This is a genomic window from Mesorhizobium neociceri, from assembly GCF_013520985.1.
In the GTDB taxonomy this organism is placed as follows: Bacteria; Pseudomonadota; Alphaproteobacteria; order Rhizobiales; family Rhizobiaceae; genus Mesorhizobium; species Mesorhizobium neociceri.
On the sequence record NZ_JACDTY010000014.1, the window covers coordinates 106257 to 131041 of the forward strand.

A 24785-nucleotide genomic window follows, 5' to 3' on the forward strand; every position below is an offset into this window, starting at 1 on the left:
GATGCTCCACAAGCTGATTTCCGAAGGCGCCGTCACGGATAGGTCGCCATGGGCGGACGGTCTCTCCCGGCGCAGGTTCCTGCAGGCAGGAGCGGCCGCGGGCGGCGGTCTGATGCTGAGCCTGAACCTGCCATTCGCGAGCGGCGACGCCCAGGCAGCCGACGCCGAAGGCTTCGCGCCCAATGCGTTCATCCACATCCCAGGCGACGGGCAGATTGTCCTGACCATGCCCTATGTCGAGATGGGCCAGGGAACCTACACCGCCATTCCGATGCTGATCGCCGAAGAACTGGAGGTGGATCTGAGCGAGGTGCGGCTGGAACATGCGCCGCCCAACGAAAAGCTCTACGGAAATCCGGCACTGGGCGGGATACAGGCAACCGGCAATTCGAACGCGATACGCGCGGCGTGGCAGCCCATGCGCGAGGCTGGTGCGACGGCGAGGACCATGTTGGTACAAGCTGCGGCAAAGCGCTGGAATGTCGATCCGGCATCGTGCAGCGCGCAAGGCGGGGAAGTAGTTCACGCGCCGACGGGCAGGCGTGCCAGCTATGGTGACCTTGCCGCTGACGCCGCCCGCATACCCGTTCCCGCTCCCGAAACCGTGGCGCTCAAGCGACCGGAGGAATTCAGGCTCATCGGCACCCCAGCCAAGCGTCTGGACGCACCGGCCAAGGTCAATGGGACGGCCGTCTATGGCATCGATGCCCGGCCGCCGGGCGTCAAGATCGCCACGCTGGCGCAATCGCCGGTCTTCGGCGGCCGTGTGAAGAGCGTGGATGACGCGGCAGCCAAGGCGGTCAAGGGCGTGCGCCAGATCGTGCGGCTCGATGACGCCGTCGCGGTCGTGGCCGACCATATGGGCGCTGCCAAGAAAGGGCTGGAGGCGCTGGCGATCGAATGGGATGACGGACCGCACGCCAAGCTCGGCACCGACGCGATCGTGGGCGAGCTCGAAAGGGCGACGCTGAATGCGGGGCCGGTTGCGGAGAATATCGGCGATGTCGACGCCGCCCTGTCGGGCGCCGCCACCAAGGTCGAGGCGATCTACCAGGTTCCGTTCCTCGCGCACGCTGCCATGGAGCCGATGAACTGCACCGTCCATGTTCGCAAGGATGGCTGCGAGATCTGGGTCGGCAGCCAGGTCCTTGCCCGAGCCCAGGCAGCAGCGGCAGAAGCCGCCGGCCTGCCGCTGGACAAGGTTGTCGTCCACAATCATCTGATCGGCGGTGGCTTCGGGCGCCGCCTGGAGGTCGATGGCGTCACGCGCGCCGTCGAGATCGCCAAGCATGTCGACGGCCCGGTGAAGGTCGTCTGGACGCGCGAGGAGGATATCCAGCACGATATGTACCGGCCCTATTTCTTCGACCGAATATCGGCTGGCCTCGACAGCAAGGGAAAGCCGATCGCCTGGAACCATCGCTTCGCCGGTTCGTCGATCATCGCGCGCTGGCTGCCGCCTGCGTTCAACAATGGTCTCGACCCCGACACTACCGACGGTGCGATCAATCTCGCCTATGGTCTGGCGAATACGCATGTCGAGTATCTGCAGGTGGAACCCGCGGGTATTCCGACTGCCTTCTGGCGCAGCGTCGGGCCGTCGCACAATGTTTTCGTGACCGAAAGCTTCATGGACGAGCTGGCGGCTGCGGCCAGGCACGATCCTGTCGCCTATCGATTGGCTCTGCTCGACAACGCGCCGCGTGCCAAGGCCGTCCTCGAACTGGCCGCTGAAAAGGCCGGCTGGGGACAGCCCCTGCCGGAACGGGTTGGCCGGGGCGTGTCCCTGCAGTTTGTCTTCGCCACCTATATGGCGCAGATCGCCGAAGTCGAGGTGTCGAAGGACGGCACGGTTCATGTCCGGCGTGTCGTCTGTGCTGTCGATTGCGGCACCGCTGTCAATCCAGATACCGTCCGGGCGCAGATCCAGGGCGCGATCATGTTCGGCATCACGGCGTCGCTCTATGGCGAGATTTCGCTCAAGGACGGACGTGTCGAGCAAAGCAATTTCGACACCTACCAGATCCTTCGCATGAACGAGGCGCCGGCGGTCGAGGTGCACATCGTCGGCAGCACGGAGCCTCCAGGCGGAATGGGCGAGGCCGGAACGTCGGCCATCGTTCCGGCCGTGACCAACGCCATCTTCGCCGCCACGGGCATACGGCTGCGCAAACTGCCGATCGACACCGAGCAACTGAAATCGGCTTGAAGCAACCCGCTGGAGAATAGCAATGCGCCATCCCTTGTCGCTCGCTCTCATACTGTCGGCGGCCATCGTTTCCACAGCTGCGGCCCACGGAAATGCCGATCACGGAAAGACGCTGTTCAGCCGTTGTGCGGCCTGTCACGCCGCAACGGACCAGAACAAGGTCGGTCCAGGACTGGCTGGTGTATTTGGACGGCCAGCGGGGACAGCGCCAAACTTCCGCTATTCGAAAGCAATGATCGCCTATGCAAAGCCTTGGGACGAACAGACACTCGATGGCTTCCTGACAGCGCCCGCCAAGGCAATACCGGGCACATCAATGACAATTGCGGTGTCCAAGGCATCGGACCGCGCGGACATCATCGCCTACCTCAAGTCCCTCGGCTCTCCGTGATGACCGGCGGCTGAAACGCGCGACTGCTCGTGCCGGTGGCGCCGGGCGAACGGCGGGCGTGACAAGCCCTGTGGCAAGCGACGGCGGGATGGGTTACCGGGTTCAACCGCCACGGCAGGCAGCGTCGTAGTCCGCCAGCACCGCACCGATCGCCGCATGGAAAATCGCCTCCGGATTGCCTGCCGGTCCGAGCCTGGCCGGCAGCGTCGGCAGAAACTGCCGCATCAGCGTTTCAGGAATGGCGACGCCGTCCAGCGCCCTGCGCAACCGATCGACGGCGGCAACAGCAATGGGGTTGCTCCAATAGTAGCGGATGCGGTCGCTGTAGCTGTAGTGCCGCTGCAAATAGAGGTCCGCTTCGCTGCCGTGGTAGTGATTGTGCCAGTGCCCAGGAGCGGCCACCATCACGCGCTCCATCGTCCGGGCAAGCGATCTGTCGCCATAGTCGGCAACCATTTCGGAGGCGATCAGGTCGAGGCCGTAAAGTGCCTCGCGCAAGGCGAATGTCAGGCCTGGGCCGACCTTGAGGATAGGAAAGCCGTTGGCGACAAGCGCCGTCAGCGCCGCGCGACTCTGGTAATCGGTCGAATGCGCCTCGTAGACGAGCGAGGGTTGCTCATCGAGCAGCCCGGTCAGGCCTTGCGATTTTTCGGGATTGTAGGTGACCACGTTCTGGCTGCCGAATTCCACGCCGGGCTGCACCACGACGGCGAGGACACGCGCAAAGGCATCCGTCAGGCCTTCGCGGGCAAAGATGTCGCGGTGAACGTCGATCGTGCGCCGCGCCGCTGCCGCTTCGGTCGGCTTCAGATCATTAATCGCGTGATCGACGCCTCCGGGGGCGGGCACTTCGGTGCCGATGATGTAGACCGGCAACGCGCTACCGATTGCTCTCGCCGCCGTTTCGGCCGCTTGGGCCAGCCGCGCCGCGCGTGTGGCAATGAGCTCGTCATCGAGCGCCGCCGGCTCGCCGGCGCATCCCATCGAGGCGTCGAGATGGATCTTGCTGAAGCCGGCTTTGACATAGGCGCTGACCATCGCCTCGGCCTTGTCCATCGCCTGCGCCGCCGGCTCGCCGCGCCACGGGTTCGGTCCCAAATGATCGCCGCCGAAGATGATGCGCGAGGCGTCCAGCCCCTTGCCGGCGATCTCCAGCACGAAGGCCACGAACATTTCCGGCGTCATGCCGGTATAGCCGCCGAACTGGTTGACCTGGTTGCAGGTCGCCTCGATCAGCAGGTATTTCTCTTTGCTTGCGGCGGCGCGCCGTATTGCCGTCTGGATCACCAGCGGATGCGCAGAGCAGATCGAGGTGATGCCGTAGGGCGTTCCGTTTCGGTGGGCAGTAGCGAGGCCTGCAAGCGGGCTCATGTCCGCCTCGCAGTGCCGGCGATGAATTGGTCAAGCACGTCGAAGCCTGCAACGCCTTCCATCGGGCCGCGCCGGGTGACGTTGCGGGCGCCGGCGGCATTGGCATAGAGCAGGGCCTTGCCGGGCTCCATTCCCTGGCGGCGGCAGGTCAGATAGGTGGCGCCGAAACAATCGCCGGCTCCGGTCGGGTCGACTTCTTCGACCAGAAAGCCGGCGCAGTCGATCCTTGCGCCATCGGCGCCGAACCAGGAAGAGCCGTCAGCACCGCGCTTCAGCACGATCTCGCCGACGCCCCGGGCAAACAGCGCCGTCACCGCCTGTTGCTCGTCGTCGATGCCTGCAGCCGCCAGCAATTCGTCGCCGGACGGCAGCAGCAGGTCGGCATCGTCGACCAGCGCCGAAAACAGCGCGCCATCGGCGCCGGCGATCAGCTCCTTGCGCATGTTGGGGTCGAAGGAGGTCGAGCCGCCGCGCGCCCGCACCGCCTTGCCAGCATAGGCGACGATTTCCTTCAGCCCGGCAATCGACAGCGTCGATCCCATAATGTGCAGATGGCCGGCTTTGTCCGCCAGAACGCGTGCGGCGGTGGTGAGATGGATCTGGCCGGCGGCGGATTCGGCGATGTTGTAGACGAAGTCGCGGCCGCCATCGGGCCTATAGCGCACGAAGGCACATCCGGTCGGGAAGCGGTCGCTTATATCGACGGCAGCGACGTCGACGCCGTCTCGCTTCAGTCTTTCCAGATTGAGCGTGCCGAAATCGTCGCGGCCGACGCAGCCGATGATGCCGGCGCCGCCGCCCAGCCTGCCGACCTGGTCGATGAAGATCGCCGGTGCGCCGCTAGGGAATGGCCCTGTCAGCGTCTGCGGTTCGAGGAAGCCAAAGCCCCGTTCGGTCGCCATGATCTCGACCAGGATTTCGCCGGCGACAATCGTTGGCCCCACGGCCTCGGCGGCGATCTCGCTGCGGCGCGAAAGGCTCATGCTTACAATTCCTTCTCTCCCCGCCGGAACGGGACACTGGCGGCGTGCGGGTCGTACGATAGCTCCCGGCTGTAGCCGAGGTAAATCGCGCCGAGCGCGAAGTCAACATAAACTACACGTACGTACACTTTATCTACTGCGCGTGCGGCCTTTACAGTGCGCCATACGGCGGGGTCGTCAAGCGCCGAGCCTGGGCCAGACACCAAATATCAGGCCTAGCGTGGCTTGACTTGACGGTCTTCAAGCGCAATAAAATATGCACGCATGTTCACTTACACATGCGCATTCGTAAAGGAGGAGACGAAATGCCAATTGGTAAGCGTATGGGAATTCTTGGCCTGTCGGTCGCTGCTTTGGCGCTGACAGCGGGTGCCGCCCTGTCCGAGGAGATCACGGTTGCGACTGTCAACAATGGCGACATGATCATCATGCAGAAGCTGTCGCCCGAATGGGAGAAGGCGACAGGCAACAAGGTCAACTGGGTGGTGCTCGAAGAAAACGTGCTGCGCGAGCGGGTCACCACGGACATCGCCACCAAGGGCGGACAGTTCGACGTGCTGACCATCGGCGGCTATGAGACGCCGATCTGGGGTAAGAGCGGCTGGCTGACGCCGCTCAACGATCTCGGCGCCGACTACGACTATGACGATCTGATCGCGCCGGTCCGCAGTGGCCTGACGGTCGACGGCAACCTCTACGCCGTGCCCTTCTATGCCGAAAGCTCGTTTACACTCTACCGCAAGGATCTTTTCGACGCAGCCGGCCTGAAGATGCCGGAGCAGCCGACCTATGACCAGATCACGGAATTCGCCGACAAGCTCACCGACAAGTCGAAGGAACAGTATGGTCTGTGCTTGCGCGGCAAGCCGGGCTGGGGCGAGAACATGGCATTCCTCGGCACGCTGGTGAACACGTTCGGCGGCCGCTGGTTCGACATGGACTGGAAGCCGCAGCTCAATTCACCTGAGTGGAAGAAGGCGATCGGCTGGTATGTCGACACCATGAAGAAGGATGGACCTCCGGGCATCAGCTCCAACGGTTTCAACGAGAACCAGACCTTGTTCGCCTCCGGCCATTGCGCCATGTGGATCGACGCCACGTCCGCGGCGGGTCGCGTCTATGATCCGAAGCAAAGCCAGGTTGCCGACAAGGTCGCCTTCGCCAAGGCGCCGGTGGCGGTGACGCCCAACGGCTCGGCCTGGGGCTGGGCATGGAGCCTCGCCATCCCGACCTCGACCAAGAAAGCGGATACAGCAAAGTCCTTCGTCAAATGGGCGACTTCGAAAGCCTATGTCCAGCGCGTCGGTGAGACGGAAGGCTGGGTTGCGGCACCCCCTGGAACGCGCAAGTCCACCTATGCCAGCGCCGACTACCAGAAGGCAGCGCCCTTCGCCGCGACGGTGCTTTCGGCGATCGAATCCGCCGATCCGACCAAACAGACCAAGGACCCGGTTCCCTATACCGGCATCCAGTTCGTCGCCATTCCTGAGTTCCAGGGCATCGGAACTGAGGTCGGTCAGGCGATTGCCGCAGCGGTCACCGGCCAGCAGTCGGTCGATGATGTGCTGAGCGGCGCCCAGGCCTCGGTGGAGAAGACGATGACCGAGGCTGGCTACATCAAATAGGCGCGTTCAAGCCAGGGACCGTGCGTGTGCCGTCCCTGGTGATCCGGGCCTAAAAAACCTCCCGTTGCAGCAGGCCCGGAGGATGCACGGACCCGTCCACAGCGGGTCCGTGCTTTCCTTGCAGGCGACGAAAGCCGCCATTTGGCGGTACATCTTTTCGAGAAACGCGGAAAAAATTGAAATGAGATTGAAGAACAAGATTGCCCTGATAACCGGCGGTGCGCGCGGCATTGGCCTCGGCTTCGCGCAAGCCTATGCGCGCGAAGGCGCCACCGTGGTGATTGCCGATATCGACATCGAGCGTGCGACGCGGGCGGCCGCCGCGATCGGTGCTTCGGCCAGCGCCATCAAGCTTGACGTCACTGACCTCGCAGCGATCGACAGGATCGTCGCCGAGGTCGATCACGATTTCGGCGGTATCGACATCCTCGTCAACAATGCGGCCATCTTCGACATGGCGCCGATCACCGAGATCACCGAAGCGAGCTACGACAGGGTGTTCGCTATCAATCTCAAGGGGCCGCTGTTCATGATGAAGGCGGTGGCCAATGTGATGATCGCGCGCGGCCGCGGCGGCAAGATCATCAACATGGCGAGCCAGGCCGGCCGCCGCGGCGAGGCGCTGGTGACGCTTTACTGCGCCTCCAAGGCAGCGATTATCTCGGCGACGCAGTCGGCGGCATTGGCGCTGGTCAAGCACGGCATCAACGTCAATGCCATCGCGCCCGGCGTCGTCGACGGCGAGCATTGGGATGTCGTCGACGCCCACTTCGCCCGCTGGGAGGGCCTGAAGCCCGGCGAGAAGAAGGCCGCTGTCGCGAAGTCGGTCCCGATCGGCCGCTTTGCGCAGCCCGAGGATATTGCCGGGCTCGCCGCTTCCTGGCCTCGTCCGACAGCGATTACATTCTGGCGCAGACCTACAACGTCGATGGCGGCAACTGGATGAGCTGAAGCGCTCTCTGAGCCGCATCGCCAAGGGAGACTGAAATGAAGGCCATCCGATTTACCGCCGCAGGCGTTGCCGGCATGGCGGAGCTGGACCTGCCAAAGATCAAGCCGGGGCACGTTCTGGTACGGGTCCGCGCCGCCGGGCTTTGCCACACCGACATCGAGGTCCTGCATGGCCGCTACGGGGAGGGGGCGTTTCCGCTGGTTCCCGGTCATGAATATGCCGGCACGGTGGAAGTGGTCGCCGACGATGTCACCACCGTCAGGCCCGGCGACCGGGTCGCCGTCGATCCAAACATTCCGTGCGGGCATTGTCCCGCCTGCAGGAAAGGCCTCACCAATCTGTGCGTCAGCCTGAAAGCCTATGGTGTCACCGCCGATGGCGGCTTTGCCGAATTCAGCTTGGTTGCCGTCGACCATCTGCATGGGATCGGCGATCTCGGTTTCGCCACGGCAGCCCTTGCCGAACCGCTCGCCTGTGTCCTCAACGGTCTCGGTGCCGCTGGGCTCGAGGCCGGCAAGAACGCGCCCAACAACGCGCTGGTCTTCGGCGCCGGGCCGATCGGCTTGTTGCTTGCCCTCTCGCTCAGGGCCAAGGGCGTCAAGAATGTGGCGGTCGCCGACATCAGCGAACAACGCCTCGCCTTTGCCGAAACGCTCGGGCTGGAACCGTTGGTGTCGGGATCGCAGGCTCTCTCGGCACGGGCGCGGGGCTTCGATTTCGTCGCCGACGCCACCGGCGTCGCCAAGGTGGTCGAGGGCATGATCGGCTTCACCTCCGATGGCGGCACCGCGCTCGTCTTCGGCGTCTGCGCCCCCGATGCCAGGATATCGGTCGCACCGTTCGAGATATTCCGCCGCCAGATCCGATTGGCGGGGTCGCATTCGCTCAACCGCAACATTCCGCAGGCGCTCGATATTCTCAAACACGACGATGGCACGATGGCGCGGCTTGTCAGCCACCAGTTGCCGCTTGCCGAACTGCTGCCGTTTTTCGCCAAAGCCGGCGGCGACCCAACGACGATGAAAGTACAGTTTTCCGCGGAGTCATAAATCAAGGCAGGGCGGCCACGCCCATGGAGCAGCAAGCTTGCTCATGCGCCCGGAAAGAACGGTCCTCCTCCTTTCCGCGAAAAGGTGACTCAAGTAGACAGTGGCGACGGCAGTTCGAACAGGGAGCCCATGGATGGCAAAGACGATCAGGACGATGGAGGACTTCTCGGCCTTTGTCGGCTTGTCTCGCACCACGGTTTCCAAATATTTCAACGACCCTAGCTCGGTGCGGAAAAACACGCGCGGCACAATTGAGGCGGCGCTGAAGAAATCCGACTTCCGGCCGAGCATGTTCGCCGTCAATCTCAACCGCCGCCGCAGCAACATTTTGGGCGTCATCATTCCGAATTCGACCGATCCGTTCTACATGGCACTGACGCGCCGCATCGAGCGGATCGCCAACGAAGCCGGCTTCTTGGCGTTTGTGCTGTCGTCCGACGGACGTGCCGAAATGGAAGACCAGGCGATCCAGACCTTCAAGTCGATGAACATTGCCGGCGCCATCATCGCGCCACTCGGCGTGCAGTCGCACCACCGGATCCTGGCCGAACTCGGATCGAGCATCCCGCTGATCTATGTCGACTCGCCGCTTGACGAGACCTCGTCATTCGTCGGCACCGACAACAGGCAGAGCTTCAGGCTGATCGTCGACTATCTCTGCAGATCCGGCGAGCCGCCCTGCTACTTCGCCATGCCGCTGGTCAACAACAACGCCTCGGCGCGGCAGGATGCTTATGTCGAGGCCATGCACCAATTGAAGATGACGCCGAGCATCGCGCCTGTTGCCGACGCGCAGTCGTGGGATTTCGAGAAATTCGGTTACGATGAAGCTTTGCGCATCCTGAAGGGGCAAGGCTTCCCGACGAAGACCGTGCTTTGCGCCAACGACCGTGTTGCCTTCGGCGTGCTTGCCGCCGCCTATCAGCTCGGTCTGAAGGTCGGTCATGGCGCGGATTGCGACCTCAGGGTCGCCGGGCACGACGACCATCCGCTGTCGCGCTATGCCTGCCCACCGATCACGACGGTGGCGCAGAACTACAACGAGATCGGCCGGCTGGCGATCGAACTTCTGCTGGAGCGGCTGGATGAAAAATCCCCGGCGGCCAAACCGGCAAACGGCCGCATCCTGCTCAACGCCGAGTTGATGCTGCGCAGTTCGGCCTGAACCGGAGCGTGTCCATCACCGCAAGAATCGGGTGGCGCGTACTGTGGCAGTGTGCAAATCCGACTGCGACCGCTGCGAAAGGACGACCATGCTTACGCTTCACGATTATCTGCCGTCGCAAAATGGCTGGAAAGTCCGGGTCCTGCTCGGGCTGCTCAAGATCCCGTACAACAGCCGCATGGTCTCGATCTTCGAGGGCGAGAGCCACACCGACGCCTTTCTGAAGCTCAACCCGGCCGGCGCCGTCCCGGTGCTCGAACTGGAGGATGGCCGCGCGATCGCTGAATCGAATGCGATCCTGATCTATCTCGCCGAGGACACGCCGTTGCTGCCGGCCGACCGCTACACCAACGCCAAAATCATGCAATGGCTGTTCTTCGAGCAATATCATGTCGAGCCGGTCATCGGCTCGCTGCGTTTCTGGACATTGACGGGAAGGCTGGAGCGCAATCAAGCGATGGTCCCTGCCAAGCGCGAGGCCGGCGCCCGCACGCTCGCCGCGCTGGAGCGCAGCCTGGCCGACACGCCCTTCCTTGCCGGCGACGATTTCACGATCGCGGATATCGCCGTCTATGCCTATGGCCATCGGGCGCAGGATTGCGGCTTCCTGTTGACCGACTATCCGGGATTCTTTGCCTGGACCGGCCGCGTGCAGGAGGCTATCGGTCCGGGCTACCCCGTGCATCCCTACGCGATCGACCCGCATTCCGGCGCGTGAGCAGCCGGGCGCGCGAGGCGCCCGGCGTCGATATTGTCAGTGCTTGCTCTTGCCGGTTCCGGCTTTGTCGCCACCGATCGGAATGCGCCTGGATCTGGCCTGGGCTCGCTGGGTTTTGGGCAACGTCACGGTGAGCACACCATTGTGGAAAGCGGCGCGGACCTTGTCTTCCTCGACTTCGGTACCGAGCGGGATGCGCCGCTCGAAGCGGCCGTAGAAGCGCTCGGAGAACTGCTTGTCGTTGTCCTCGGTCTCGGCGTGCCTTTCGCCGCGCAGCGTCAGCATCCCGTCATCGAGCATCACCTCGACATCCTTTTCCTCCATGCCCGGGATTTCGGCGGTCACGCGGATTTCGGTTTCGCCGTCGGAGATTTCCAAGCTCGGCCAGTTGGCATTTGCGCCAAGGGCCCGGCCGAGCGACGGCAGTCGTGTGTCGAAGCCGCGCAACGCATCATCAAACAGGCGGTTCATCTCGCGATGCAAGGTCATGAAGGGATCGCGCTCGCCTTCGCGATAGAAGTTCGGGGCCTGACTGCCTTCCCGGCCCCAGGGTATGAGATCACGAATAGCCATTTTATTGGTCTCCTTTTCTCGACTGGTCACATAAGGCGATGCCGGCAACCCCGCATCCGTGTGTTCAGCCTGGATCCGCAGACTCTCAAGTCGAACCGTGCCATCGCTCCGGGTTCGAAGCAGGGCGGCCAAAGAGCCGGCGCTCCCTGTGCCGGTTCCGTTCGGCAAACCGACAAATGTCGATCTGGAGGTTGTCGGCCTGAAGTCAAGACCCAGATACCATCCAGCAGCAGATTTTATTCCCGATGCCGGTCTATGGCTGAGTGCATCTCGACGACAGGCCGGCACCTTTGCATGGAGGTCATCATGACACGCGACGACATCATTTCGGTGTTGGGGCCGGTAGACGAGGCGGTCATTGCCGACATCGCGCTGACCGGCGCCAGCCTTGAAGAACTGCGCGAGGCCTTCGCCTGGCTCGGTGCCGACGAGGCGCTGCTCAACGAGGGCCGCCCCTTGCCGGGAACGAAAGTGGCGCGGCTGATCGAGATCCTCGACATGCCGGAGGATGAGGACGGCCGGCAAGCGGCGGCGGAGTAGGCAGTAGGGAGTAGGGACTGGGGGGTAGGGAGTGGGGAGGGTACCCGGTCCACGCCTTGTTACTCCTCACTTCTTCACCTCTGCACTCCCTCGTCACGCCCTCGACAGCAACCGGCGCATGATCAGCGAGGCGTGGCCGCCGACGCCGTGCGCGGCAGGCCGGTGCTCGACCACTTCGAAGCCATGCTTCCGGTAGAAGGCGATCGCCCGGTCGTTGCCTTCGATTACCTCCAGCGCAATGCTGGGAATGCCGGCATGGGCGGCGAGCACGGCGTGCAGCAGGTCGGTGGCGAGCCCGCTGCCGAACTCGGTCTTGTCGATATGCAGCCGGTCGAGCAGGACGTCGCCCCGATCGTCCATCGCCGCCATCGCATAGCCTGCGATCGAACCGTCCGGCCGCTCGGCCACGAACGACATCTTGTTGTCATCCAGCAATTCGGCCGCCAGCCGCTCGGGCGCATGCTTGTCGTCGGAAAGCTGCGCGGTGGTCTCGGGTCCCATGATCGGTGAATAGGTGCGCCGCCAGGACTCGCCCAACAGCCGCGACACCGCCGCCACATCCTTCCCGGTCATCGCCCTGATCTGAACCATCGCCGAACCCTTACCGCCTGACCCGCGACTTCAGCCAGCGGTCGAAGGCCACCGCCAGGATCAGGATCAGTCCGATGACGATGCTTTGCGTGTAGGACGAGACATTGTTGAACTGCAGCCCGTTCTGCAGCACACCGATCAGCGCCGCGCCGACCACCGTGCCGCCGACCGAGCCGATGCCGCCGAACAGCGAAGTGCCGCCGATGACGACGGCGGAAATCACCGTCAGTTCGTAGCCGATGCCGGCGACGGCCTCGGAGGAGTTCAGTCTTGCCGACAGCACGAAGGCGGCCAGCCCGGCGAAGAAGCCGACGATGACATAGACCGAGATCAGGATGCGGTCGACGCGCAGACCCGACAGCCTTGCCGCTTCGGCATTGCCGCCGACGGCATAGACGGCGCGGCCGTAGCGCGTGTAGCGCAGCACGATGTGGCACAGGATCGCGGCGACCGCGAAGATGATCGCCGGCACCGGCACCGGCCCGATCAAACCCGTACCGAACCAGCGCATCGAGGCGTCGAAGCCGGAGATCGGGCCGCCATTGGAGATGGTCAGCGTAAGGCCGCGAAACACCGTCAGCCCGCCCAGCGTGACGACGAAAGGCGGCACTTTCAGCCGGGTGATGGCGAAGCCTTGCATACCACCGGCGAGCGCCCCGACGATGACGGCGGCAAGCAGGGCGGCGAACCAGCCATATCCCTGAGTCCCCGAGGTCGACAGCGACAGCGTGTTGGCGGCGCCGCCCTTGGCCACCACCGCCGCCACCATGCCGCAGAAGGCGAGCAACGAGCCGACCGAGAGATCGATGCCGGCGGTGAGGATGACAAAGGTCATGCCGAGCGCGATCAGCCCGGTGATCGAGATCTGTCGCAAAATGTTGAACAGGTTGATCGGGTCGATGAAGCTCGGCTTCAAGACGGTGAAGATGATGATCAGCACCGCCAGGAACATCAGCGGCCCAAAGCTCATCAGAAGCCGCGCGACGTTGATGCCGCTACGCCCGGTCTGTTCGGTGGTGCTGGTCATTGCGTCGCTTCCTGCTTCCGGTCGAGCGCCATCAGTTCCATCAGTTTTTCCTCGGTCGCCTCGACGCCCGGCATCTCGCCGGTGATGCGGCCGCGCCGCATGGTGACGATCCGGTCCGACACCGCCAGCACTTCCGGCAGTTCCGACGAGATCATCATGATGGCGATGCCGCGAGCTGCCAATTGCACCAGGATCTGGTGCACTTCGGCCTTGGCGCCGACATCGACGCCGCGCGTCGGCTCGTCGACGATCAGCACCTTTGGGTCGCGCGCCAGCCAGCGGGCCAGGATGACCTTTTGCTGGTTACCGCCCGACAGGCCCTCGATCGCCTGTTCGGGCGAGGCCATGCGGATCGACAGCGCCTTGCGGTAGCCAGCCAGCGCCTCGCGCTCGCGCCGCTCGGCCATGAAGCCGGCGCCATTGCTGTAGCGGCCAAGCGAGGCGATGGAGAAATTGTTGAGGATGCCAAGTGCTGCAAAGATCGCCTGGTGCTTGCGGTCTTCCGGCACTAGGCCGATGCCGAGTTTGATGGCATCGGCGGGCGAAGCTGGCGCGATCGGCTGGCCGTCGAGCGCAATCGTGCCGGCAGCGATGCGGTCGGCGCCGAAAATGGCGCGGGCAAGCTCGGTGCGGCCGGAGCCGACGAGGCCGGCGACGCCAAGGATTTCGCCGGCCTTGAGGTCGAGATCGACGCCTTCGAGCACGATGGCATGCGGCGCCAGCGGATCGCGCACTGTCCGCAAGCCGCGCACCGAGAGCCTGACCGCGCCGGCAACATCGCGCTGCGTCGGTCGCGCGTAGAGTTCGGATGCGGCGCGGCCGACCATCTTCTCGATGATTTTCGGAATCTTGATCGGCTGGCCGTCGCGGTCGAGATGGCCGGCCAGCCTGCCGTCGCGCAGCACGGTCATGCGGTCGCAGATAGCCGACGCCTCTTCCAGCCGATGGGTGACGAACATGATGGCGACGCCGTCCTGGCGCAGCCGGTCCATGATCGACATCAGCTTCTGCACCTCGGTCTCGGTCAGCGCCGAGGTCGGCTCGTCCATGATGATGAGGCGGCTTTTCAGCGACAAAGCACGGGCGATCTCGACCAGCTGCTGCTCGGCCACCGACAGCGACGACACCGGCGTCGACGGATCGATGGCGAGGCCGACGCGAGCGATGATCGCGCGCGAGGCGTCCTCCATCTTGCGCCAGCTGACCAGCCCGAGCGGCCCGAGCGGCGCGCGGCCGATAAAAATGTTTTCCGCCACCGCCAACGTCGGGATCAGGCTGAGTTCCTGGTAGATGGTGACGATGCCATGGCGCTTGGCGTCCTGCGGGCTGGAGGGCGCGTAGTCGGCGCCGTCGAAGACGATGCGGCCGCTCGACGGCGGCATCACGCCGGACAGGATTTTCAACAGCGTCGACTTGCCGGCGCCGTTCTCGCCGAGCAGGCCGAGGATCTCGCCCGGCCAGACCTCGAGCGAGACGTCGCTGAGCGCGGTGACGCCGGAAAAGTGCTTGGTCACGCCTTCGACGACGAGGAGCGGGGGCGATGATGCGGCGGCTTCAGCCATAGACAAAGGTTGCTTCCTCAATGCAGTTCATGCGGCCTCCAATGCCGAGCTTGAACACCCCCCTCTGTCCTGCCGGACATCTCCCCCTCAAAAGGGGGGAGATTGGCAGCGTCCCTGCCGGCGCGTTTTCCTGCAACGCTGGAGGTTGGCGAAAGCGGTCGAACGCTCAATCTCCCCCCGTGAGGGGGAGATGGCCGGCAGGCCAGAGGGGGTGCTGTCCCGCCGGCCTCGCCAACTAGCGGCCGTCGAGCGCCCTACTTCGTCTCGTTCAGCCTCTCCGCCTTGTCGAGATTGTCCTTGCCGATCACGATCGGCGTCAACAGCACCAGCTTCTCCTTCGGCTCGGTCTTGTCCCTGGCGAAGGCGACCGCGATCTGCACCGCGGTGCGCGACTGCTGGCCGGGGAACTGTTCGACCGTGCCGGCGAGCTTGCCGTCACGCACGGCGACGAGTGCTTCCGGCAGCGCGTCAAAACCGTAGATCTTGACGTCGTTGAAGTTGCGCGCAGCACATGCCTCGAGCGCGCCGAGCGCCATGTCGTCATTGGCGCAGATGATGGCGTCCGGCTTGCCGTTGGCGGCAAGGCCGGCCTCGGTCACCGACAGCGCTTCGGCGCGGGCGAAGTTGGCGGTCTGCTCGAAGATGATCTGGTATTTGTCCTTGAGCGGATCGAGCACGTTGTGCACGCCCTTGTTGCGGTCAATCGCCGGACCGGCGCCCGGCTGACCCTGCAGATGGAACAGCTTGGCGCCATTCGGGAACGCCGCCACCATGGCCTGTGCCTCGGCCTCGCCGCCCTTGACGTTGTCGGCGCCGACATGGGCGAGAATGCCTTCGACACCATCGACGCGGCGGTCGATGGTGACCACGGGAACGCCGGCCTTGACTGCTTCCTCGATCGCCGGCGCCAGCGCGTTGACGTCAAGCGGCGAGATGACGATGGCGTTGACCTTCTGCACCAGTGCCGCCTCGATATCGGCGGTCTGCTTCGGCGCCGAGTTCTGGCCATCGCTTTCGGTCAGGTTGACGCCCTGCGCCTGCGCCTCCGCCTTGATCTCGTTCAGCATGTGCACGAAGAACGGAAAGCCGAGATTGGGCACCGAACCCAGTATGGTCAGCTTGTCGGCGGCGAAGGCCGTGGGCGCGGCCAGCGCCATTGCGCCGGTCGCCACGGTCGACAGCAGGAATTCACGTCTGTTCATCTGGTATCCTCCACAAAGCGCAGGACCCCCGAACCGGGAGCGGTTCGGGACCATCTTGCGTCGATTCAAAAATGGAGTGTCCTGTGAGCGCCCAAAGGGACGCGACGGCGCTCCAGCCGGTCCGCCGCAACGTCTCCTCCGCCCGGCGCCGACGGCGGGATGCTAGCCAAGGAAAATCGATTACGCAAGAACGGGTGGGACTGCGCCTCTACCTGTCGATCGTCGTCATGACCCGCTCATTGTAGCGCGGGCCTGAGACCTTTCCGGGCGCAAGTGCTGCATGGAGCGCGGCCATCTCGGCGGCATCGAGCTTCAGCGCGGCCGCCGCGACGTTCTCCTCCAGGTACTTTCGCCGTTTGGTGCCGGGGATGGGCACGATGTCGATGCCGAAGTCATTGCCCTTCTGCAGCACCCAGGCCAGCGCGATCTGTGCGGGTTTCACCCCCTTGGCGCTCGCCACTTCCTGCACTGTGGCCGCTGCCGCGACATTGGCGTCGAAATTGGCGCCCTGGTAGCGCGGGTCGCCGCGCCGGAAATCGCCTTCCGGATAATCCTCGGCGCGCTTGACGTCGCCGGCGAGGAAACCGCGGCCGAGCGGCGCGAACGGCACCAGGCCGATGCCGAGCTGTTTGAGCAGCGGGATGATCTCCGGCTCCAGATTGCGCTCCCACAGCGAATATTCGCTCTGCAGCGCCGACACCGGATGCACGGCATGCGCGCGGCGGATGTTGGCTGCGCCCGCCTCCGACAGGCCGAAGAAGCGCACCTTGCCCTCGGCGACCAGCTTGCCGATCATGCCGGCAACGTCTTCCATAGGCACCGCCGGATCGACGCGGTGCTGGTAGTAGAGGTCGACATGGTCGGTGCCGAGCCGCTTCAGCGAGCCCTCCAGCGCCTCGCGGATATGCGCCGGCCGGCTGTCGCGCTCCGGGCCGACCTGTCTGCCGTTTTCGATGCGGAAGCCGAATTTGGTGGCAAGCGTAACCTTGTCACGCCGGCCCTTCAGCGCCCGCCCGAGCAATTCTTCATTGGCATAGGCGCCGTAGACTTCGGCCGTGTCGAGGAAGGTGCAGCCGAGTTCGATGGCGCGGTGCAAGGTGGCGATCGATTCCGCCTCGTCGGCCGGGCCGTAGGATTGGCTCATACCCATGCAGCCGAGGCCGATCGCCGACACTTGCAGCCCTTGGCTGCCGAGTTTGCGGGTTCTCAAGGTCATTGTCTTTGATCTCCGGGAGGATAAATGGAATTATAGGAGCCGCTCGCTCCGTTTCCATAGTCGCTCGGCAGATTGCGCGTCGACCGCATAGGGCATCACGCCCAGCGTCCCGGTCAGGCGGGCGCCGCCCTGGCAGCACGCCGTCATCTTGTTTTCGGACCGGCGCGATGTCGACGTTTTCGCAATAGACGCCACCCATGCGTGCCGGCGTCGCGCCGCTCGCCTATCTCACGCAATGGCGCATGCGGCTCGCCGAACGGGCGCTGCGCGAGGACACCCTCGCCGTCTCTGGCCTCGCCCGCCGGCTCGGCTACACCTCCGACAGCGCTTTTTCCAACGCCTTCAAGCGTGTCACCGGCAGCGCCCCGAACGTCTATCGCAGTACGGTGCGGGGACGCTCCCAGCTGGCGGCGGAATAAGGGCTTGGCTTGACAAAGCCCGGTTAGAAGCGCCCCGTGCCGGCGGCCATTGGGGCTATGGGGATATCGATGAAGAAAATTTATGAAAAGCCGACGCTGAACAGGCGTCAGCAGCTCTCGCGCGCCATTGCGCTCCAGCTTCCTTCGACGTTCTAGCCACGATCGCAGTCACTGCAAAGCCCGTTGCCTAGAGGTAGCGGGCTTTTTACTGCCGCCGGTCGTCATGCCCGCAGGCGGTCAAAATTGACAGAGCACCCGATCTCCAGCATCCTAATAGGGCCGCCATGTCTTGCGGCGCTTGTGTATGAGTGAGCCATGGCCAGTTCCGTCACCAGCCAGAATTCCAAGCGCGCCGCGGTGCGCAAGGCGCTCGACCGCCACAAGGTGTACGTCACCGCGCAAAGCTTTTCCGGCGGCGTCTACTCGGCCCGCGTGCTGGTCGACGGCGAGGCCTATTGGGTCGATGAATTCCGGCTGAGCCAGCTTCAGGGCGGCCTTTCGCCGGCCGAGCTCGACCTGACGCCGGCCACCGACGATTGAGCTGCCATCGATTGAGCAGTTGCCGCATCCCGCCTAGCATGCGGACATGACCACCCCGCCCAAGCTCAAAGCCTATCGCGCCAAGCGCGAATTTTCGAAGACGCCGGAACCGGCGGGCGGGTTCATTTCAGGCGATGGCAATCGCTTCGTCGTTCACAAGCATCACGCCACCGCCGACCATTACGATTTGCGCCTGCAGGTCGGCGGCGTGCTGAAAAGCTGGGCGGTGCCGCGCGGGCCGTCACTCAACCCGGCCGACAAGCGCCTCGCCGTCGAGACCGAGGATCATCCGCTCGAATATATCGACTTCGAAGGCGTCATTCCCGAAGGCGAATATGGCGGCGGGCCGATGATCGTCTGGGACACCGGCACCTGGGCGCCGATGGACGATGTCGAAAAAAGTCTGAGGACCGGCGCCTTCAAGTTCCGGCTGGCCGGCGAAAAACTCACTGGTGGCTGGATGCTGACGCGTCTGAAACCAAAGCCCGGCGAGGACGAGAACAAGAAAAACTGGCTCTTGTTCAAGGAGCGCGACCTCGCTTCCGACACCGAGCTCGATATCCTCGAAGCGCGGCCGGAAAGCGTGAAATCCGGCAAGCGCATCGAGGAGTTGGTGGCGCCGCCGAAGAAGCCGGCGCGCCTGCCGCCCAGACCCGGCACGCTGAAACCCGGCGCGTTGCCCGGCGCTGTGAGGGGCGATCCACCGTCACGCATCGAGCCTCAACTTGCAACCCAGGTGCCGAAGCCACCGGGCGGGCCGGTGGAAGACACAGGCGAACTCTGGCTGCATGAAATCAAGTTCGACGGCTATCGCACCATGGCGCATATCATCGATGGCGAGGTCCGGCTGATCACGCGTGGTGGCATCGACTGGACGAAACGCTATGGCGACCTGCCGCAAGCCTTCTCGCGGCTGCCGCTCAGCCAGGCGATCATCGACGGTGAGATCATGGTGCTGGACGAGAAGGGCATTTCCCGTTTCGCGCTGCTGCAGGATGCCCTGTCGGCGGGCGCCGGCAGCAAGTTGCATTTCTACGCTTTCGACCTCCCGCATCTCGACGGCTGGGACTTGCGCAAGGCGCCGCTCTTAAAACGCAAAGCCCTGCTCGCCGAGCTTCTCGCCGGCGCCGGCGCCAACTCCGCCATTCAGTTGAGCGATCATGTCGAGGGCGACGGGCAGGGGCTTTACGATCAGGCGACCGAACTCGGGCTGGAAGGCGTCGTCTCCAAGCGCGCCAACGCCATTTACCAGAGCGGCCGCACCAAGAGCTGGACCAAGGTCAAGGCGCTGCAGAAGGGCGATTTCGTCATAGCCGGCTACACCATCTCCGACGCCGCCGAAGGACTGGCCGCGCTCGGCATGGCCGAATTCGAGAATGGCGAACTGCACTATCGCGGCAAGGTGGGCACCGGCTTCGACGCAGCGACGGCAGCCGAATTGCTGGCGCGGCTGGAGCCGCTGCGCGACGGCGCGACGGCGCCCGAAGGCGTGCCGCGCGAGATCATGCGCGAGATGAAATGGGTGCGGCCGCTGCTGTCGGCCCGCATCCACTACGCCAACCGCACGGCGGACAATTCGCTGCGCCATGGCGTGTTCCGTGGCCTGCGCGATGTCGGCCTGTCGACGCCGGTATCACCCAAGCGCAAGCGGCTGATCGCCGAGGCCGATCTCGCCACCATCTGGGTGACCAATCCGGAGCGGCGGCTGTTCGGCAAGACCGGACCGACCAAGCTCGACATCGCCGTCTATTACGCGCTGGTCGGCGACTTCATGCTGCCGCACATTATGGGTCGCCCGGTGTCGCTGGTGCGCTGTCCGACCGGCCTGCCGAAGGATTGTTTCTTCCAGCGCCACGCCTTCACCGGCATGCCGCCCTCGGTGGTGACGTTCGATACCGTCAATTCCGAGGGCGAAACCAAATCCTTCCTGTCGGTCGAAGGCGCAAAAGGCTATCTGGCGCTGGCCCAGTTCGGCGTCGTCGAGTTCCACACCTGGGGCACCCACCGCACCAGTCTCGACAAGCCCGATCTGATCGTCTTCGACCTCGATCCGGGGGAGGGTATCGCCTGGCGCGAAGTGGTGGAGGCCGCCGTCCACATCAAGGGCCAGTTGGAAGGGCTCGGCCTGGTGCCGTTCGCCAAGACGTCTGGCGGCAGTGGCATCCACATCACGGTGCCGGTGACGCAAAAGCAGAACTGGAAGAAGCTGCACCAGGCGACCAGCGCCATCTCCACCCAGCTGGCGGCCAGCGCGCCCGACACTTTCACCACCACCATGGGCAAGGAAAATCGCAAGCGCCGCATCTTCATCGACTATCACCGCAACGCCCGTGGCCACACCTCCGCCGCCCCCTATTCGCTGCGTGCCCGCACCAATCTCCCCGCCTCGACACCGGTAAGCTGGAGCGACCTGGAGACCATCGATGCGCCGCAGGATCTGAACTATTCCTCGCTGCCGGGCCTGTTGGCGACGTCGGGCGATCCCTGGGCGGACATGGAGGATTTCGCCAGGGATTTGCCTGCTTTCAAGACCTAGGTTCCTCTCCCCGCTCGGCAGGGGCGAGAACCCAAGTTTTGCTGGGCCGATTCCAATTCCATCGACCATGCGAACAATTTGAACTATTCTCTAGCAACAGCCCCTCCAACCTGCCTGGAAGGTTTCGTCAGGAATTTGCCGGTATGTTTGGGGCCAGTGTAGGATTTTCGCAGCGCCATTCGTCCTTCGGACGAAGCGCTGCAGAGAGCATGATCCCGAAAAGTGGGAACCGGTTTTCGGATAAGATCATGCTCAATCTGAAATGTCAGTGCATGGCCGCGTAGGAGAGAGTTCATGGCGCCCAGGGCAAGTTGGAAAGGTTACCTCAAGCTCAGCCTCGTCAGCTGTCCGGTCCGGCTTTATCCGGCAACGACGACCAGCGAGCGCATCTCGTTCAATCAGCTGCACAAGAAGACCCACAACCGCATCAACATGAAGCCGGTCGACCCCGAACTGGGGTTGGTCGAGCGTTCGGATCTGGTCAAGGGTTACGAGTACGAGGACAAGCAGTACATCATCATCGATGATGCCGACCTCGAAGCGGTGCGCATCGAATCCAACCACACGATGAACATCGAGGCCTTTGTCGACGAAGACGAGGTCGACGTCATCTACCAGGATGCGCCGTACTACATGGCTCCGGATGGCGCCATGGCCGAGGAAACCTTCGCCGTGCTGCGTGAAGCCATGCGCAAGTCCGGCAAGCTCGCCATTGCCCGCCTTGTCCTGTCCAGCCGCGAGCGGGTGGTGACGATCGGTTCGCGCGAGAACGGCATGTTCGTCTGCACCTTGAGGAACCCGAACGAAGTGCGTGGCACAGCTGAATATTTCGGCAACATCCCGGCCGGCAAGCCCGACGCTGAAATGCTGCAATTGGCCGAAGCGCTGATCAAGCAGAAGGAAACCACCTTCGACCCGAAGAACTACGAGGACCGCTACGAGATCGCGCTGATGCAGATGATCCGAGAGAAGCTGAAGGGGCACAAGCCGATCATTGCGGCGGCTCCCGAACGCGGCAATGTCATCAACCTGATGGATGCGCTGAAGGCGAGCCTCTCGCAATCGGCCAAGCCGCCGGCCAAGTCGAAGAGCAAGGCCGACGAGGCTGAAAAGCCCGCCGCCAAAGCCAAGGCAGGCGCGGCCAAGGAAAATCCGTTGAAGGCCAATTTGCTCAAGGCCGTCGGCAAGAGCAAGGGGTGACGGCGCCCACCGGCATAACCTCCGGCGCCGTCTTCGGCACCATCGGCGCGCTGGTGGCGTTCCCGCTGCGGCTGGCCGCGCGCGAGGTCGAGCGCCGGCACGGCCAGTTGCGGCGCGGCGTCACCAGGCGCACCAGCCATGTCGCGTTCGGGCGCACGCTGCTTGCCAAGGCCGGCATGGCGAAGACCGGCGATGCCGAGATCGAGCGCCGCGTTATCGCCGAGCGCGCCGCCGGCCGCACACTTCTCAGCGAAAATGGCTTCCTGCGTCTGCTCGGCCTGATAAAGGCGCCCGAAACGTCTTCGCTGTCCAGGCAGTCGCTCATCGACCAGTCCAAGCTGTCGGGCGCTGATCTCGACCTGCTCAGCCTGTTCGACGCCTTCGAGCATGATGGCGAACCCTATTCCTTCCGCGACCTGATCCTCGCCCGCAAATATGCCGGACTGGTCGCCGGCGGCGCTTCATGGGGCGCCATCGCGCGCTCCGTGCATCGCTCCGGCCCGGTCGCCTCGCTCACCGCCAAATCACTCAATGTCGGCTCGCAGCATGGCCGGCCGGATGCGATCTATCTCGAAGGCGGCCAGAGCGAGCTCGACGGCCAGCTGCTGTTCGATCTCGGCAGTGCAGCCGGCGATGACACGCTGGAGGACTTGTTCGCCGAGGCGGAAAGCGCGGAAGAGCAGGGCGACCACGAGCAGGCAGCGGCGCTTTACCAGCGCTGCCTCAGCATCGATCCGAGTGACGCCATTGCCGCCTTCAACCGCGCCAACTGCCTGCGCGGCGCCGGCCGCGTGGCCGACGCGGCGCATGACTATGCAAGGGCGATCAAACTCGATCCGGCCTTCGTCGAGGCATGGTTCAATCTCGCCGGACTGATGAGCGATCAGGGCAAGGTGGCTTCGGCGCGCCGGCACCTGCAAAAGGCCATTGCGCTCGACAAGGGCTATGCCGATCCGGTGTTCAACCTCGCAAGGCTCGAGTTCGACGCCGGCAATCTGGCTGAAGCGCGCCGCAACTGGGTGCGCTATCTCGAACTCGACGCTGAGTCCGAATGGGCGCGGATGGCGGCCAAGGGGATACAGTTCGTCGATCTGCAGATGACGCGCACGGCGGGGTGAGTTCTTGCCTTCTCCCCTTGTGGGAGAAGGTGGATCGGCGCGCAGCGCCGAGACGGTTGAGGGGTGTTGGAAGGAATGAGATGCAGGCGTTCCCTGGAACACCCCTCATCCGACCGAGCTGCGCTCGGCCACCTTCTCCCACAAGGGGAGAAGGGGTCACCAACGTTGGAGTCTCCATGACCACGTTCCTCTTCGACGGCTTCGACACCGCTCCCGTCACCATCCTGCTCGCGCATGGCGCCGGCGCGTCGATGGATTCTCCCTCGATGACCGCTACGGCCAAGGCGCTGGCGGCTGCCGGCTTCCAGGTTGCGCGTTTCGAGTTCCACTACATGGCCGCTCGCCGCTACGGCCATCGCAAGCCGCCGCCACGCGCCGAGACGGTGAACCCGGAATACATCAAGGCCATCGCCGATCTCCGGGCGAGGGGCGTCACCGGGCCGCTCATCATCGGCGGCAAGTCGATGGGCGGGCGCGTGGCCTCGATGGTCGCCGACGAGATGTTCGCCAAGGGCGAGATCGCCGGGCTGATCTGTCTCGGCTATCCCTTCCATCCGCCGGCCAAGCCCGAGCAGCTCAGGACAAAACATCTCGCCGATCTCAAGACACCGACACTGATCTTCCAGGGCACGCGCGACGAGTTCGGCACCAGGAAAGAGGTCGCCACCTACGCGCTGTCCGACGCCATCGAAGTGATCTGGCTGGAGGATGGCGACCACGATCTGAAACCACGCAAGGCGCTGTCGGGGTTTTCGACGGCGGATCATCTGAAGACGCTGGCCGAGACGGTGAAGGCGTGGACGGCGCGGCCATTGCCTTCGTCATCCTAGGGCGAAGCAAGGAGCGAAGCGACGCGGCGCAGACCCTGGGATCCATGCCGTGACTTTCGAGCGCAGCTACGAAGCAGAATTCTGCCTCGCCGCGTTCCATGGCAGGCGTCCCGGCATGGATCCTCGGGTCAAGCCCGAGGATGACGAAGCGAAAGGCGTGCCCGGTATTCTCTATGAAAATCGCCTCCTTCAATATCAACAACATCAACAGCCGGCTGCAAAACCTGCTGGCCTGGCTGGCGGTCGCAAAACCCGACGTCGTCTGCCTGCAGGAGTTGAAGGCGCGCGACATGCAGTTTCCGCGCACGGCCCTGGCCGATGCCGGCTATGGCGCGGTGTGGAAGGGCGAGCCGACCTGGAATGGCGTCGCCATACTCGCGCGAGGATCCGAGCCGGTGCTGACCGCGGACGCGCTGCCTGGCGACGACGCCGACAGGCAGAGCCGCTACATCGAGGCGGCCGTCGATGGTGTCGTCATCGCCTGCCTCTATGCGCCCAACGGCAATCCGCAGCCGGGGCCGAAATTCCAGTACAAGCTGGCGTGGCATGAACGGCTGGAAGCGCATGCCGAACAGCTGTTCGACACCGGCCTGCCGGTGGCGCTGGTCGGCGACTACAACATCGTGCCCGAGCCGCGCGACATCTACGCCACCCGCTCCTATGACGACAACGCGCTGGTCCAGCCCGAAAGCCGGGCGTCGTTCCAGCGGCTGCTTGAGCAGGGCTGGACGGATGCGCTGCGCAAGAAGCATCCCAAGGAAACGCTCTACACATTCTGGGATTACCGCCGCAACCGCTGGCCGCGCGATGCCGGCTTGAGACTCGATCACATATTGCTGTCGAAGAAACTGGCGCGCCGCCTCACTGCCACCGGCATCGATCGCGATGTTCGCGGTGCGGACGGCGCCAGCGACCACGCGCCGGTATGGGTGGAACTGAAGTAGCTGCGTGATGTCAGCCACTTTCAT

21 protein-coding genes and 2 pseudogenes are annotated in these 24785 nt (G+C 64.1%); 15 read left to right on the forward strand and 8 right to left on the reverse strand.

From position 1 onward, the window contains the following. The first annotated feature begins 1 nt into the window (after position 1). A complete protein-coding gene (locus H0241_RS24700) occupies positions 2-2209 on the forward strand; it encodes a xanthine dehydrogenase family protein molybdopterin-binding subunit (protein ID WP_181060511.1) in 2208 nt (735 codons plus the stop codon). A 22-nt stretch (positions 2210-2231) separates the two neighbouring features. Next, positions 2232-2600, forward strand: a complete 369-nt coding sequence (locus H0241_RS24705) for a c-type cytochrome (RefSeq protein WP_181060444.1) — start codon at positions 2232-2234, stop codon at positions 2598-2600. A gap of 102 nt (positions 2601-2702) precedes the next feature. Here H0241_RS24705 and H0241_RS24710 read toward each other — a convergent pair whose 3' ends face one another. Beyond that, entirely contained in the window at positions 2703-3971 is a 1269-nt protein-coding gene (locus H0241_RS24710) for a D-tagatose-bisphosphate aldolase, class II, non-catalytic subunit (RefSeq protein ID WP_181060445.1), read from the reverse strand. Next, on the reverse strand, positions 3968-4954 hold the full coding sequence (locus H0241_RS24715; RefSeq protein ID WP_181060446.1) for a tagatose kinase: 987 nt from the start codon (positions 4952-4954) through the stop codon (positions 3968-3970). The genes H0241_RS24710 and H0241_RS24715 overlap by 4 nt, the downstream gene beginning before the upstream one ends. 311 nt (positions 4955-5265) lie before the next feature. Between H0241_RS24715 and H0241_RS24720 the strand changes: the two genes are divergently transcribed. The 5 genes and pseudogenes from H0241_RS24720 to H0241_RS24740 all read left to right on the forward strand — a co-directional run bounded on the left by H0241_RS24720 (position 5266) and on the right by H0241_RS24740 (position 10463). Next, a complete protein-coding gene (locus tag H0241_RS24720) occupies positions 5266-6579 on the forward strand; it encodes an ABC transporter substrate-binding protein (RefSeq protein WP_181060512.1) in 1314 nt (437 codons plus the stop codon). A 181-nt stretch (positions 6580-6760) separates the two neighbouring features. Next, positions 6761-7530: pseudogene (locus tag H0241_RS24725) on the forward strand (L-iditol 2-dehydrogenase). A 36-nt stretch (positions 7531-7566) separates the two neighbouring features. After that, entirely contained in the window at positions 7567-8580 is a 1014-nt protein-coding gene (locus tag H0241_RS24730) for a zinc-dependent alcohol dehydrogenase family protein (RefSeq protein WP_181060447.1), read from the forward strand. 154 nt (positions 8581-8734) lie between these two features. Next, a complete protein-coding gene (locus tag H0241_RS24735) occupies positions 8735-9745 on the forward strand; it encodes a LacI family DNA-binding transcriptional regulator (RefSeq protein ID WP_235984463.1) in 1011 nt (336 codons plus the stop codon). A gap of 88 nt (positions 9746-9833) precedes the next feature. Next, complete coding sequence (locus tag H0241_RS24740; protein ID WP_181060449.1) at positions 9834-10463, forward strand: glutathione S-transferase family protein; 630 nt, start codon at positions 9834-9836, stop codon at positions 10461-10463. Between the two features lie 36 nt (positions 10464-10499). Here H0241_RS24740 and H0241_RS24745 read toward each other — a convergent pair whose 3' ends face one another. Next, positions 10500-11036 carry an Hsp20/alpha crystallin family protein gene (locus tag H0241_RS24745; protein ID WP_181060513.1) on the reverse strand — a complete coding sequence of 179 codons (537 nt, stop codon included), beginning with the start codon at positions 11034-11036 and terminating at the stop codon, positions 10500-10502. Positions 11037-11342: 306 nt separating this feature from the next. Between H0241_RS24745 and H0241_RS24750 the strand changes: the two genes are divergently transcribed. Further along, positions 11343-11576 carry a hypothetical protein gene (locus tag H0241_RS24750; RefSeq protein ID WP_235984456.1) on the forward strand — a complete coding sequence of 78 codons (234 nt, stop codon included), beginning with the start codon at positions 11343-11345 and terminating at the stop codon, positions 11574-11576. A gap of 93 nt (positions 11577-11669) precedes the next feature. Here the strand turns inward: H0241_RS24750 and H0241_RS24755 are convergent, their stop codons facing one another. The 5 genes from H0241_RS24755 to H0241_RS24775 form a co-directional block, all read right to left on the reverse strand. Further along, positions 11670-12167 (reverse strand): GNAT family N-acetyltransferase, encoded by a 498-nt coding sequence (locus tag H0241_RS24755; RefSeq protein ID WP_181060451.1) that lies wholly within the window; start codon positions 12165-12167, stop codon positions 11670-11672. Between the two features lie 10 nt (positions 12168-12177). Next, entirely contained in the window at positions 12178-13194 is a 1017-nt protein-coding gene (locus tag H0241_RS24760; RefSeq protein WP_181060452.1) for an ABC transporter permease, read from the reverse strand. Beyond that, positions 13191-14756 carry a sugar ABC transporter ATP-binding protein gene (locus H0241_RS24765; protein ID WP_181060453.1) on the reverse strand — a complete coding sequence of 522 codons (1566 nt, stop codon included), beginning with the start codon at positions 14754-14756 and terminating at the stop codon, positions 13191-13193. Before H0241_RS24765 ends, H0241_RS24760 begins: the two co-directional genes overlap by 4 nt. Before the next feature lie 254 nt (positions 14757-15010). Beyond that, positions 15011-15958, reverse strand: a complete 948-nt coding sequence (locus H0241_RS24770) for a substrate-binding domain-containing protein (protein ID WP_181060454.1) — start codon at positions 15956-15958, stop codon at positions 15011-15013. Positions 15959-16166: 208 nt separating this feature from the next. Further along, positions 16167-17174, reverse strand: coding sequence for an aldo/keto reductase (locus H0241_RS24775; protein ID WP_181060455.1), 1008 nt, complete (start codon positions 17172-17174; stop codon positions 16167-16169). Between the two features lie 203 nt (positions 17175-17377). On the opposite strand from H0241_RS24775, the pseudogene H0241_RS24780 reads away from it, so the two are divergent. From H0241_RS24780 to H0241_RS24810, 7 genes and pseudogenes are all read left to right on the forward strand, one after another. Continuing rightward, positions 17378-17593 (forward strand): annotated as a pseudogene (locus tag H0241_RS24780) (helix-turn-helix domain-containing protein); the annotation flags it as partial. Positions 17594-17908: 315 nt separating this feature from the next. Next, positions 17909-18133 (forward strand): hypothetical protein, encoded by a 225-nt coding sequence (locus H0241_RS24785; protein WP_181060457.1) that lies wholly within the window; start codon positions 17909-17911, stop codon positions 18131-18133. Positions 18134-18179: 46 nt separating this feature from the next. Then, positions 18180-20669 (forward strand): DNA ligase D, encoded by a 2490-nt coding sequence (ligD, locus tag H0241_RS24790; RefSeq protein WP_181060458.1) that lies wholly within the window; start codon positions 18180-18182, stop codon positions 20667-20669. 294 nt (positions 20670-20963) lie between these two features. Further along, entirely contained in the window at positions 20964-21869 is a 906-nt protein-coding gene (ku, locus tag H0241_RS24795) for a non-homologous end joining protein Ku (protein WP_181060459.1), read from the forward strand. Beyond that, positions 21866-22987 (forward strand): tetratricopeptide repeat protein, encoded by a 1122-nt coding sequence (locus H0241_RS24800; protein WP_181060460.1) that lies wholly within the window; start codon positions 21866-21868, stop codon positions 22985-22987. The genes ku and H0241_RS24800 overlap by 4 nt, the downstream gene beginning before the upstream one ends. Positions 22988-23163: 176 nt before the next feature. Then, entirely contained in the window at positions 23164-23817 is a 654-nt protein-coding gene (locus H0241_RS24805) for an alpha/beta hydrolase family protein (RefSeq protein WP_181060461.1), read from the forward strand. A gap of 173 nt (positions 23818-23990) precedes the next feature. Next, a complete protein-coding gene (locus H0241_RS24810; RefSeq protein ID WP_181060462.1) occupies positions 23991-24761 on the forward strand; it encodes an exodeoxyribonuclease III in 771 nt (256 codons plus the stop codon). Positions 24762-24785 lie beyond the last annotated feature (24 nt).